Raw genomic sequence first — 11,929 nt, forward strand, 5'->3', positions numbered from 1 at the left:
CAGTCTCGTCTCCCGATGTCGCCGGACGATGTCCCACACTGCGAGTCTCCGGCATCCTGACGAACCATCACAGAGGAGTTCACATGAAGCTTCAGGACAAAGTCGCCGTCATCACCGGAGGAGGATCCGGCCTCGGACGCCAGGGAGCGCAGCTGTTCGCCTCGGAAGGGGCGAAGGTGGCGGTCGTCGACATCGACGGCGACCGGGCTGAGCAGACGGCGAAATTGGTTGAGCAGCAGGGCGGAACCGCGATCGCCATCACCGCGGACGTGAGCGACGAGGCCGCAGTCTATCGCAGTGTCGAGACGACCGTCGATCGCTTCGGCAAGCTCGACATCATGTGGGCCAACGCCGGAGTGATCTCCCGTGGGGGTGTCCCGTCGGTGGCGGGGGGTGAGCACGTCGAGTTTCAGGACCTCACGGATGCCGACTGGCAGCATGTTCTCGGAGTGAACCTCAGTGGCGTCGTGTACTCCTGCAAGGCCGCGGTGCCGGCCATGCGAGCCAATGGCGGAGGCGCGATCCTGGCAACGTCGTCGGCCGCTTCGTTCGCCGCCTATCACAGTATCGCCATGTATTCGGCGACGAAAGCCGTTGTGAACGGCTTGGTTCGCGGGCTCAGTCTTGATCTCGGACGCTACGGGATTCGTGTCAATGCCCTCGCCCCCACACACGGGATGTCTCCGAACTTCCTCATGGGCCCGGGGGCTCCGGTGATCGGTCAGTCCTACGAAGAGACCGCAGGGCCATGGGATTCCGGCGTCTCGCCGATTCCTCTCAAGCTCCAGCGTCCGCCCTCACTCGTCGACAACGCGAAGGTCGCACTCTTCCTCGTCTCGGACGACTCCGCCTACATTTCGGGTCTGACGCTGCCCGCGACTGACGGCGGAACCCTGTCCCGGGTGGCAATGATGTTCGAAGAGGACGCCCCGAATCCGACTCTCTCCGACGCCTGATGGAGCGTCAGACCATGACCATTCATGCGCAGAAGAGTGCGCCGTCGTTGAAAGTCGACCGATCCGCCTGTGCGGGCCACGGCCTCTGCTACGGAGCGGCGCCCGACTTAGTCGACAGTGACGACCAGGGTTATCCCGTCGTCGTTGCCGAACCGGTTCCACAGGAGCTACGAGACCAACTGGGTGCCCTCGTCGAGATGTGCCCCGAACGCGCGCTGAGCGTCGAATTTCCGACTTCGAAAGGCTGAGAAGCAGTGACCACAACCCATTTACCCGAACAGCTCATCGTGGACTTCGATGTCTACGACCAGTCCTTGGCCATGCCCGAGGATGTGTTCCAGGAACGCGCCGCCGCGCTGAGGGCACTCGGCCCGGTCGTGTACTCGAATGCGCACGGTGGGCACTGGATCGTGACACGCTATGAGGAAATCCACCAGATCCTGCGTGATCCCGAAACCTTCTCGAGCTACCCGAACAACCTGGTGAACGCGGGCCAGGGAAAGTTCATTCCGATCGAGCTCGACCCGCCGGAGCACACGTACTACCGGCAGGCACTGCAACCGCTGTTCAGTCCCAAGCGGATGAAAGAACTCGAGCCACGGATCCGAGACGTCATCAATGAGCTCATCGACGACTTCGCGGCACGCGGGGAGGCCGAGTTCATCTCGGAGTTCGCCCATGAATTACCGACTCGGGTGTTCCTCGCCCTCATGGGCTGGCCGCTCGAAGACGCCGAGATGTTCACCAAGACGACAGACGTTGCTCTGCAGGGCATTCCCGGTGGAACGGAAGCTGAATCCGCGAAGGCCCGCGAGGATGCGGCCAACCAGATTTTCGGATACTTCGGTGCCATCGTGGCCGGCGTGCGTTCGGGTGAGATCACCTCGGACAGCCTGACCGCACAGATCATCAACACCCCGATCGAGATGGAGGACGGGGTACGGCTGCTCACCGACGAAGAGCTGTACCGCATGTTCTTCCTCCTACTCATCGCGGGTCTGCACACTGTCCAGGGGTCACTCGCCTGGGGCATCATCCACCTGGCGAACAATCCGGGCCAGCGTCAGGAAATCGTGGACGATCCCGACACGATCCCGGGCGCGGTCGAAGAGATCCTGAGAATCGAAGCCGCGGTCATCGCCGGCAGGCGGGCAACTCGCGACGTCGAGATCGGCGGAGTCACGATCGCGGAGGGGGACCAGCTCATCGTGCTGCTCTGCTCGGCGAACCGTGACGGCGGCGAGTTCGAGGATCCGGACGAGCTGAGGATCGACCGCTCACCGAATCGGCACCTGTCCTTCGGTGCCGGGCCGCACCGGTGCATCGGCTCGCACCTGGCACGAATCGAGCTCGAGCTGGCCATGGAGGAGATCCATAGGAGGCTGCCCGACTACCGCCTTGTTCCGGAGGACCCGCCGATCCTGCATGCGACCCAGGTTCGCGGTTGCATCCGGCTTCCGATCACCTTCACCCCTTCGTCCTGAGGCGACAGAGGCAGTTGTCCGTGGTCACGAGGGCCTACGGACAACTGCCCACTCCTTTGGTGTAATGAACAGGCGCAGTCGGCACCGGCAATGGAACATCTGACGTGTATTGTCATTTGTATCGCGGCTGATCGGGGTGGCCGGTCGGAAATGACGGTGTCTGGAGCGAGGATGGCAAGAAGGAAGAGCGCCGGGGTGCTGAGTCAGGACGCCGATGTCGCACGATCTCAGATACTCGTAGCCGCCCAGACGATGATTCTTCGTTTCGGGATCTCGAAGACCACGATGGAAGACATCGCCAAGGAGGCGGGGGTATCCCGCCCGACCGTCTACCGGTATTTCCAGGACCGCGAGACACTCACCACCGAGTTGATCAGGTGGCGTTCGCGTCAGACACTCGAGCGTGGCCGGAAATTCCTGATGGAGTGTGCGACGTTCGAGGATCGGCTGATCGAAGGCCTCATCTACCTGGTCTACGACGGCATCAATGATCCGATTGTGCGCATTCTCGTCAGCCCGGAGCACGTCGGCGGTGACTCTTGGCTCGAGACCATCCCGCTCGCCACAAGTCTGACCACGGAACTGTGGGGTCCGATCTTCGACCAGGCCAAAGAGAGCGGCGAGATGAGAGCGGAGATCGACACGGATGAGGCATGCTCATGGATCACTCTCGTGCAGCTGATGCTGGCGCCGAGGCTCGACAATTCGGACCCGAGCGATCCGTCCCACCGGCAGATGATGCGGAGATTCGTCCTTCCCGCCTTCCTGCCGTAATCCCCGGTTCGCGAACCTGGCTTACGCCCGTCCGTGCCGAAGTTGAAGCCGTGTCCCCGAAGGGGGCACGGCTTCGCTGTTCGTGCGGAGACCGTTCTACCTCGTAAATCTAATGTTCATAGCCTCGCTCTGCGATGAGATGCTGACAGGAGGCAGCTCGAGTGAGTGATATCGCCTGCTCAGGAACGTATTTCACTATTCTCGTTCGCGCTCTTGCCTCGACGGCCAGCGAGCGTATAACGTATGACGCGGAACGTAATTTGTATCACAACGTGAAGTTGTGAACCCGGCGCGACCGACCGCTGTGCGATGAAAAAGGCTGTCCGCGAATTTATTTGATCATATATCTGCCGATACGCCGTGCGATTCTGGCGTGTGCGAGGCAGGCTGCATGGTCTGGCCGGAAGCAGCATGTGCTCTGCAATATCCGATCCGGCGTTGAGGCCTGAATACACGGAGGTAATGGTGGGTGTTGAGGTAGCCGTCGAGGGACTGATCCCGGGGCCGCCGAAATGGATTTCCGCGACCTGCCAGCATGGCGAACACGGCTGACGGCAGGTACCGCCCCGGAACTGTCGAATCGCCTTTCCCAGGCGGCGACCTCGATGGAGCAGATCATTGCTCCGCTCCAATGGACGTCGAGCGCACAACCTATCTCGGCGAAGGCCGAACCGAGACCGGACGGAACCTATTCGGTGGATTGCTTCGTCAGCGTCCTGACGAAGAACAGCCAGGCGCCCGACGGGATCCAGTCGACGGCAACCTACAAGATGACCATCGACAGGGAAAACGAGTGGAAGATCACCGAAATCAGTGGAATCGGCACGGCTCTCGACGGTGACGAGGCGCCACGGTAGGCCGACATCGGGGCCCACTGCCGGCGGCGGCGTAGATCGCGTACTCAGTCGCCGGCAGGCAGAAGCGAGGGGATCAGGAAGGTGCGGATCTTCTCGCGGAATCGTTCCAATGAGCCGGTACCGCCGTTGAGTTGGCTGATACACATGATTTCGAGTTCCGAGATCCATTCGCAGAGCAGTGTCAGGTCGATGTCGGCGCGGATGTCGCCTGCCTCCTGCGCTTCACGCAGTATCGGCTCCCACAGTTCACTCGTCAGTTCGACGGCCTTGCCCGACGTGGTCAGCAGTGAGTTCGCCAGGGTCATTTCGGACGGGGAGACGAGAAGGTGAACCATGGGGTCGCGCAGACCGCTCTCCACGTTCTGACAGATGCCCTCGACGAGTCGCTCCTCGATCGTGGGCCACTTGGCGATGAAGGCGCGAGCAGGCGTCATATTCATGCGCGCACGCCGCGCGACCGACTCGATGATCAGGCTTTCTCGGTCCGAAAAATACCGGTAGACGGTCGCGCGGGACATGTCCGCCGCGCGCGCGACGTCCTCCATGGTCGTCTTCGTTATTCCGAAGCGTTCGAAGCACGACTCCGCCGCGGTGAGGATTGTCGTGCGGACGTCGGTCGCGGGGTCGTTTCCAGTCCTTGCAGCCACCAGGGAACAGTACCGCCACAATTCTGGGTGAGACGCTAGACAACGAACGTCTCATGTGCCACCCTCGGTGTATGGAGCGAGAAGACAAGATCACACTCACCGAGCGGCTGATCGCGCATGTCGACAACAACAGCACCGACTACGCGGACGACCTGCTTCGAGTGCCGTTCTCGGTGTTCACCGACCCGGAGCTCGCCGAACGTGAACGCAAGGTGGTCCGGCGCCTGCCGCACATCGTCGCCCACGTCGACGAGCTGAAGAAGGCGGGCGACTTCGTCACCACCGAGCTGATCGGCACACCGTTACTGGTGGTGAAGCAGACGGACGGCAGCGTCAAGGCCTTCTCCAACGTCTGCCGGCATCGTGGTTCGAAGGTGGAGTTCGACGAATCGGGTTGTAAGCGCATCTTCAGCTGCCCGTATCACAACTGGGCGTACGGCCGCGGCGGAGATCTGCGGGGAATGCCGCACGCCGAAGGCTTCGACGGCATGGACCGCTCGCAGTACGGGCTCGTCGAGTTCCCCTGCGAGGTGCGGCACGGCCTGGTCTGGGTGGTTCCGACAGTCGGCGCCGATCTCGACATCGCCGGAATCCTCGGCGGCAAGCACGACGCGGAGGTGACGGCGACCGGAATGGCCGAGTCGTTCCAGGTGCGGAAGGAGACCTGGAAACTCGACATGAACTGGAAGATCGCCGTCGACGGGGTCCAGGACTCGTACCACCTCTGCCAGTTGCACACCAAGACCGTGTGCAATTACCTCGAGGGCAACATCACGGCATACGACCTTGTCGACCGCTCGTGGCGAATCGTCGTGGCCCGCAAGTCGATCACCGAGGTTCGGGGTGCAGATCCGGACTCCTTCGACGTCCGCGACTACTCATTGGCGAACTACACGATCTACCCCGGCACGATGCTCGTGACGGAGCCCAACCACTTCGAGATCTGGACGATCGTGCCCGACACCGAAGATCCCAACGTGTCGTACTGCACCATTCGGCTCCTCTCGCCGAAGGAGCCCGAGACCCCGCGCGAGAAGCGGATCCTCGACAAGAACTGGGAGCTCCTCATGGAGACACTGCACGCCGAGGATTGGTTCGTCACGAAGACGATCACGGCCAATGCGGCGCACGGCCAGGTCGACGAGCTGATCTACGGACGGAACGAGCTGCCCGGTCAGGTTTTCCACAAGATGATCACCCGGGATGCCGAGGAGGTCGCTCGCGAGGAAGCGGCGGTCGGCGGTGTGAGGTGACGTCGGGCGACCTGCGTCGTTCGTCGCCGGCTCCCGGCGTGCTGCAGCTCGACCTCGCTCGCCCGGACGTGCACAACGCGATCTCGCTCGGGCTGCAACGCGAACTCGATGCCGCGCTCGCCGAGGCGTCGGGCGACCCGGCGGTTCGGGTCGTGGTGCTGGCGGGAGAGGGTCCGGCGGCGTTCTCCGCCGGATACGACCTGAAGGAACTCCGGGCGATGACTCCCGACGCCGGCACCCTGAGCATGCTCGAACGGGACGAGCTGTTGTGGAGGTACTTCACGTTCCCCAAACCCACCATCGCCGCTGTCCACGGAATGGCCTACGGCGCGGGGACCCTGCTGGCGGTGTGTTCGGATCTGCGGGTGGGTGGCCCCGACACCCGCATCACCGTCACCGCAGCGAAGTACGGCGGCGCCAATCTGACCTGGGTACTCGACACGCTGATCGGCGCGGGACAAACCCGCGATCTGCTGATGACCTCACGAGCAGTGTCCGGCCAGGAGGCCTTCCGAATGGGGCTCGTCTCCCGGTACGCGGCCGACGGCGACGTCCTCGGTGCCGCGCTCGAGGCGGCCGAACAGATTGCGGCGCAGCCCCCGGAATCGATGCGCGAGATCAAGTCGCTGCTGCTCGAGGGGCCGGGGCAGGGTCTGCGGAGCCGGTACGAACGGGAGAACACGGTGTCGCGCACGACGCTGCGACCGCGTCCGGTCGAGGAGATGTTCAGCTCGTACTTCGAAAGTCGGGCCCGATGACCCGCAGGTCGCCATTCCTCTCCACGGGAAGCGAGGTCCGGATGGACGCCACCGTCGCGGCGCGCGACGACATCGGGAATCCCAGCTGGGACGACCCGTTCGAACCGACCACCGACAGCGACGACGAATTCGCGGAGTTGACCGAGGCCCTGCGAGCCGTGCAGGAGGCTGTCACCCGCAGCCGGCCGAACCCTGATGCCGCGGGTCGCGCTGCGCGGACGCTGCGTGACCTCGCGGCGCGGCTCGCGGAGTTCGAGGTCGATGAAGACGAGCAGATCTCCGGCCGACGCTGGGATCTTCCCGGGCGAGGTCACACGCTCTCGCCACCCCTCCACATTGACGACGTGACCGAGACGCGAGCGCGTGGACACGTCACCGTCGGTAGATTCCATTCCGGGCGATATGCGATGAACGGTGGCGTGACGCCGCTGATCTTCGACGAGATTCTCGCGCGCCTCGCCAATAGTTCCGGCAGACCGTGGGCGCGCACGGCGTACCTGCGCGTCGACTACCGCGCTCCCGCCCCGCTCGGCGTCGAATTGCGAGTGGAGGCCGAGTTCGCCGGCCAGGATGGCCGCAAGCGCTTCATGCGCGGTGCGATGTATCACGGAGACGTCCTCGTAGCCGAAGTCGACGGACTCTGGATCGAGCTGAAACCTGATCAGACACACAATGTCTCGCTGACCGCCGGTCGGGGAGCGGAGGAGAGTTCATGAGTGGTTACTCGCTGTTGGACGGCGTTCGGATTCTCGAGGTCGCGCAGCTGGCGCCGGCATCGCTCGGCGGGCATCTCGCCGATCTGGGTGCCGACGTGATCAAGATCGAATCCGGCCCACTCGGGGACCCTGTGCGCGTCGGTGGCAGCCGTGCCGTCGGAGGCGAGGACGGTCCGGCGTTCATGCACCTGCGCTGGAATCGCGGAAAGCGAAGCGTCGCGCTCGATCTGCGCACCCCCGAGGGCAAGCAGGCCTTCCTCGACCTTGCGCGTTCGTGCGACGCGGTGATCGAGGGCATGCGAGGCGGGTATCTCGACTGGCTCGCTATCGGCTACGAGCAACTGCGACAGGTGAATCCGAAGATCGTGCTGTGCACGGTGTCGGGCATGGGCGCCAATGGCCCGTACCGCGGTCTCGGCACAGGGGGCCCGGTGTTCGACGCGTACGCCGGGCTCCGCGAGGTTTCCACTCCCGCGCAGCCGCCGACCGAGGGCATGGCGGGATCGACCGCGCCTCCGATCGCGATGTACGCGCTCGGCGCATACGGGGCGATGGGACTGCTCGCCGCATTGCACAAGGCCGGTGCCACCGGCGAGGGATGCCATGTCGAGGTGGCGGGCATCGATGTCGCCGCCGCGTGGATGCCGGACCTCGTGGATGCGGCGTTGAACGAGGATCGCTCGATTCCCCGTCCGACCTGGCTGCCGGACGGGCGACTGCCCGACTGGCCACGGCTCGAGGCCTACCGCACCAGCGACGGCGAGGCGATCCTGTTCGGGTCGCACGTGGAGAAGTTCTGGCACAACTTCCTCGTCGCGGTTGGGCGCGAGGACCTGATCGGCGTCGATCTCACCAGCACGGACGACGGCGCCCCCGCTCGTGCGGATCTGGTGTGGCGGGCGCTGACGGAAATATTCGCGCAGCGCACCCGCGCCGAGTGGGTGCAGCTGTTCCTGGACCGCGGCATCGCAGGTGGCCCGGTCAACAGCGTCGCCGACATGCTCGCGGACCCGCACTTCCGGGCGCGGGAGAACACCTACCGGGTCGACTACCCGGGGGTTGGTGAGCTCGAGTTCATTGCCAGCCCGGTCCGCGTCGCAGGGGAGAAATTCGCTCCCGCCCTCCCGCCGGTCGTGGGCGCGGATACCACGGAGGTGCTGCGGGCGGTCGCGCAGTACGACGATCGGCGCATCGCCGCGGCGACGACGGACCCGGCGCGAGCACCCCGCTAGATGGCTTTCGCCGGTTGCATCCGGCGCATACCCCCGAAAACTGCACCCACGCGAAACCTACTGTGTGGGTGTAGTTTTCGTGACCACCACAGGGTCGATGTCGAGCCGGGAGAACCCCCAAATCGGACATTGCGTACCATGCCTACAACTGTTAGGTTTACGACACGCAGTGAGGGTGATCACACCCATCGACGCCGCGGCCGGGACGACCGGCTGACGACAACGAGGAGCACAGATGAATCTCGCGGACCTGACCCGGTTCTGGGGAAAAACGCGTTCGCAGCAGCAGGCGATCGTGTTCGGGGACACGTCGCAGACCTGGGCAGAGGTCGACGCGATCACCGATGCGCTTGCTCGCGGACTGGCGGCCCGCGGCGTCCGCAAGGGCGATCGTGTCGCCGTGATGATGCTCAACCGCCCCGAACTCGCGCATGTCATCCTCGCGACGCTGAAGCTCGGCGCCATCAGCGTCCCGCTCAATTTCCGGCTCACCGCCAAGGAGCTGGCGCCGATGGTGGTCGACTCCGCGCCGCGCGTGGTGATCGTCGAGGACGACTTCGCGTCGCTCCTCGAGGTCGCCGCCGAGGAAGCGGAGTTCGAGACCTACGCGATCGGGGGCACCGGCCACCAGCCGTACGAGCGGCTGATCGACCCCGGGACCGCGCCCGTCGTCGCCATCGACGCCGACGACCCCGGCTTCATCTGTTACACGTCGGGGACCACCGGGGTGCAGAAGGGCGCCCTGATCACCCACCGCAACGCGATGACCCCGGGCATCTCGCAGTCGATCACGTTCGGCTTCTCGTCCCGGGACCGGGTTCTGTGCTCGGCCCCGCTGGTGTACACCGGCTCGATCCTGTCGATCTTCATGCAGCTCGTCGTCGTGCCCGGCGCGACGATGGTCCTGCTCCGCGAGTACGACCCCGAGATCGCCCTCGACACCTTCGAACGCGAGCAGATCACGGCCACCACCACCGTTCCGGTGATCTGGGAACGGATGACCATGCTGCCCGACTTCGGCACCCGCACGCTCGCGAAGTTCACCTTCGCCGGCACGGGCGGTGCGCCGGTCAGCCTGGACCTCCTCGACTTCTACCGCTCGCACGGCATCCCACTCACCCAGTGCTACGGCCTGACCGAGGCGTCCGGCATGGTGTCGACCCTTGCCTACGAGGACGCCGTGTCGCGCCCTGGTTTCGCCGGGCTGCCGCTGGTCGGCACCCACGTCCGGATCGGCGATCCGGGAGTCGACACCCCGGCAGGGGAGGTCGGCGAGATCCTGGTCCGCGGCGAGCACGTGCTGCGGGAGTACTGGAACAAGCCCGAGGCCACCCAGGCGGCCCTCGCCGACGGGTGGCTGCGCACCGGCGACCTCGGCATGCAGGATGAGGGCGGATTCCTGAAGATCGTCGATCGCAGCAAGGACATGCTGATTTCCGGGGGCCTCAACGTCTATCCCGCGGAGATCGAGAAGGCATTGCACGGCATCGAGGGACTGGTCGACCTCGCGGTCATCGGCGTCAAGGACGACCGCTGGGGCGAAGTGCCGATGGTGGTGTTCCACAGTGAGCGTCCCGCCGAGGAGATCGTCGCCGACATCGCCGAGGTCGCCGGCGAGAACCTGGCGAAGTTCAAGCGTCCCAAGCACGCCGTCGCGCTGGGCGAGCCCCTGCCGCGCACCTTCTCCGGCAAGCTCGCCAAGCCCAACCTGCGCCAACGCTTTCCCGAGGTGCCCGGCGACGCACTCGCGGTCGAGGGCACCATCACACCGGTCTGAGGCGTGTCCGCTCAGGTCGAGGCTTCATCCCCCGCGGTTCCCCCTTCCGAGAGGAATGCACGTCGTGGCCCCAACTCGTGAAATAAACATTTCCCAACTCATCGACACCGCACCGGTGTCGGCCCTCCAGAAACGCGCCATCGGGCTGTGCCTGGCGCTCGCGATCCTCGACGGCATGGATGCCCAGTTGATCGGATTCGCGATTCCCGCGCTCTCCGAGGACTGGGGACTGTCCAAGGCGTCGTTCGGACTGCTCCTGGCTCTCAGCAGCGGCGCGATGGTCGTGGGCAGCCTGCTGTTCGGCCCCGTCGCCGACCGGTGGGGCCGGCGCCGGGTAATCCTGCTGTGCACGGTGCTGTTCGCAGTGTTCACGCTCGCGTCCGCATTTGCGCCGTCCATAGGCGTACTGATCGTGCTGCGCATCCTCGCCGGAATCGGACTCGGTGGTGTCACCCCGAACCTGATCGCCCTGACCAGTGAATACAGCCCCGCGCGCAGCCGCTCCACCCTGGTCACCATCGTTGTCGCGGGCATGTCACTCGGCGGCTTCCTCGGCGGACTCGCCGCCGCACAACTGATCCCGGCATACGGCTGGCAGTCGATCTTCGTGGCCGGCGGCGTTCTCCCGCTGATCGTGGCGGCACTGGCGTGGGCCGGACTCCCGGAGTCGGGCAAGTTCCTCGCAGCCCGCGGCGACCACGCCGGCGCCGCGAAGATCCTCTCGGCGATCGCCCCGCAGGCGGGCGTCACCGGATCGGTGACGTTCACCGTGGATACCGCCGTGGCCACCAAATCGCCCATCCGGGAACTCTTCGCCGGAGGCCGGGCGCTCGACACCGTGCTGTTGTGGGTCGTGTTCGTCATCAACTTCCTGGTGATCTACTTCCTGTTCGGATGGATGCCGTCGTTGTTCAGCCAGGCCGGGCAGAGCCCGTCGAACGCGATCCTCGCCGCGGCGCTGTTCAACCTCGGCGGGATGGCCGGAGCGCTGTCCATCGGGTGGATCACCGACCGGGTCGGCACCGCGTGGGCTCGATCCAGAGGGTCGGACGCCGCCTACGCGGTGGTGATGGCCGGATACACGCTCGGGGCCCTGTTCATCGGTGCCGTCGCGATGTTCCTGGCAAACTCCACGCTGTTGCTGATCACGATCTGCATCGTGGGATTCGGGATGTCCGGTAGCTCGGCGGGCATCATCGCGATTGCCGCGTCGATCTATCCGGTAGCGGCACGCTCGACCGGCATCGGCTGGGCCATGGGAATCGGGCGCATCGGGTCCATTGCCGGGCCCACCCTGGGCGCCGCCCTGATCGCGGCCGGAATGGATGCCCGCACGATCTTCCTGCTGATGATCGTGCCGACCGCCGGCGCCGTCCTCACCCTCGGTGCACTGTTCGTGCGGGAACGACTGCGCGGACGCACCGAGGCGGGGGTCGCGGAACCGGCGGCCGCACCGGCCGAGGCGCACTGAACCG

The 11,929-nt window shown here is 65.0% G+C and carries 12 protein-coding genes; 11 read left to right on the forward strand and 1 reads right to left on the reverse strand.

What is annotated here, in order from left to right:
- Positions 1 to 83: 83 nt before the first annotated feature.
- The 5 genes from HYG77_RS19755 (at position 84) to HYG77_RS19775 (ending at position 4,071) form a co-directional block, all read left to right on the forward strand.
- On the forward strand, positions 84 to 956 hold the full coding sequence (locus HYG77_RS19755) for an SDR family oxidoreductase (protein ID WP_208960318.1): 873 nt from the start codon (positions 84 to 86) through the stop codon (positions 954 to 956).
- 14 nt (positions 957 to 970) lie between these two features.
- Positions 971 to 1,204, forward strand: coding sequence for a ferredoxin (locus tag HYG77_RS19760; RefSeq protein ID WP_109335387.1), 234 nt, complete (start codon positions 971 to 973; stop codon positions 1,202 to 1,204).
- Between the two features lie 6 nt (positions 1,205 to 1,210).
- A complete protein-coding gene (locus HYG77_RS19765) occupies positions 1,211 to 2,440 on the forward strand; it encodes a cytochrome P450 (RefSeq protein WP_109333667.1) in 1,230 nt (409 codons plus the stop codon).
- 171 nt (positions 2,441 to 2,611) lie between these two features.
- Positions 2,612 to 3,214: a TetR/AcrR family transcriptional regulator gene (locus tag HYG77_RS19770; RefSeq protein WP_109333665.1), complete on the forward strand. Its 603-nt coding sequence runs from the start codon at positions 2,612 to 2,614 to the stop codon at positions 3,212 to 3,214.
- 605 nt (positions 3,215 to 3,819) lie between these two features.
- Entirely contained in the window at positions 3,820 to 4,071 is a 252-nt protein-coding gene (locus HYG77_RS19775) for a hypothetical protein (protein WP_348273561.1), read from the forward strand.
- A 44-nt stretch (positions 4,072 to 4,115) separates the two neighbouring features.
- Here HYG77_RS19775 and HYG77_RS19780 read toward each other — a convergent pair whose 3' ends face one another.
- On the reverse strand, positions 4,116 to 4,718 hold the full coding sequence (locus tag HYG77_RS19780; protein WP_109333647.1) for a TetR/AcrR family transcriptional regulator: 603 nt from the start codon (positions 4,716 to 4,718) through the stop codon (positions 4,116 to 4,118).
- A 71-nt stretch (positions 4,719 to 4,789) separates the two neighbouring features.
- Here HYG77_RS19780 and HYG77_RS19785 point away from each other — a divergent pair, with 71 nt between their 5' ends.
- The 6 genes from HYG77_RS19785 to HYG77_RS19810 all read left to right on the forward strand — a co-directional run bounded on the left by HYG77_RS19785 (position 4,790) and on the right by HYG77_RS19810 (position 11,925).
- Positions 4,790 to 5,971, forward strand: coding sequence for a Rieske 2Fe-2S domain-containing protein (locus tag HYG77_RS19785; RefSeq protein ID WP_208960319.1), 1,182 nt, complete (start codon positions 4,790 to 4,792; stop codon positions 5,969 to 5,971).
- Positions 5,968 to 6,729, forward strand: coding sequence for an enoyl-CoA hydratase/isomerase family protein (locus HYG77_RS19790; RefSeq protein WP_208960320.1), 762 nt, complete (start codon positions 5,968 to 5,970; stop codon positions 6,727 to 6,729). The genes HYG77_RS19785 and HYG77_RS19790 overlap by 4 nt, the downstream gene beginning before the upstream one ends.
- 41 nt (positions 6,730 to 6,770) lie before the next feature.
- Positions 6,771 to 7,445, forward strand: a complete 675-nt coding sequence (locus tag HYG77_RS19795; protein WP_244461372.1) for a PaaI family thioesterase — start codon at positions 6,771 to 6,773, stop codon at positions 7,443 to 7,445.
- Complete coding sequence (locus tag HYG77_RS19800; RefSeq protein WP_208960322.1) at positions 7,442 to 8,677, forward strand: CoA transferase; 1,236 nt, start codon at positions 7,442 to 7,444, stop codon at positions 8,675 to 8,677. Before HYG77_RS19795 ends, HYG77_RS19800 begins: the two co-directional genes overlap by 4 nt.
- 235 nt (positions 8,678 to 8,912) lie before the next feature.
- Positions 8,913 to 10,454, forward strand: a complete 1,542-nt coding sequence (locus HYG77_RS19805; RefSeq protein ID WP_109333639.1) for an AMP-binding protein — start codon at positions 8,913 to 8,915, stop codon at positions 10,452 to 10,454.
- A gap of 64 nt (positions 10,455 to 10,518) precedes the next feature.
- Positions 10,519 to 11,925, forward strand: a complete 1,407-nt coding sequence (locus HYG77_RS19810) for an MFS transporter (protein WP_109335383.1) — start codon at positions 10,519 to 10,521, stop codon at positions 11,923 to 11,925.
- Positions 11,926 to 11,929 lie beyond the last annotated feature (4 nt).

The sequence above is a fragment of the Rhodococcus sp. ZPP genome (assembly GCF_017656075.1).
Classification (GTDB): domain Bacteria; phylum Actinomycetota; class Actinomycetes; order Mycobacteriales; family Mycobacteriaceae; genus Rhodococcus_F; species Rhodococcus_F oxybenzonivorans.

What these genes read in the sequence shown, in the direction of transcription:
- HYG77_RS19755 (WP_208960318.1), top strand. Translation starts at nt 84, where the DNA reads ATGAAGCTTCAGGACAAAGTCGCCGTCATCACCGGAGGAGGATCCGGC.
- HYG77_RS19760 (WP_109335387.1), top strand. Translation starts at nt 971, where the DNA reads ATGACCATTCATGCGCAGAAGAGTGCGCCGTCGTTGAAAGTCGACCGA.
- HYG77_RS19770 (WP_109333665.1), top strand. Translation starts at nt 2,612, where the DNA reads ATGGCAAGAAGGAAGAGCGCCGGGGTGCTGAGTCAGGACGCCGATGTC.
- HYG77_RS19775 (WP_348273561.1), top strand. Translation starts at nt 3,820, where the DNA reads ATGGAGCAGATCATTGCTCCGCTCCAATGGACGTCGAGCGCACAACCT.
- HYG77_RS19785 (WP_208960319.1), top strand. Translation starts at nt 4,790, where the DNA reads ATGGAGCGAGAAGACAAGATCACACTCACCGAGCGGCTGATCGCGCAT.
- HYG77_RS19795 (WP_244461372.1), top strand. Translation starts at nt 6,771, where the DNA reads ATGGACGCCACCGTCGCGGCGCGCGACGACATCGGGAATCCCAGCTGG.
- HYG77_RS19800 (WP_208960322.1), top strand. Translation starts at nt 7,442, where the DNA reads ATGAGTGGTTACTCGCTGTTGGACGGCGTTCGGATTCTCGAGGTCGCG.
- HYG77_RS19805 (WP_109333639.1), top strand. Translation starts at nt 8,913, where the DNA reads ATGAATCTCGCGGACCTGACCCGGTTCTGGGGAAAAACGCGTTCGCAG.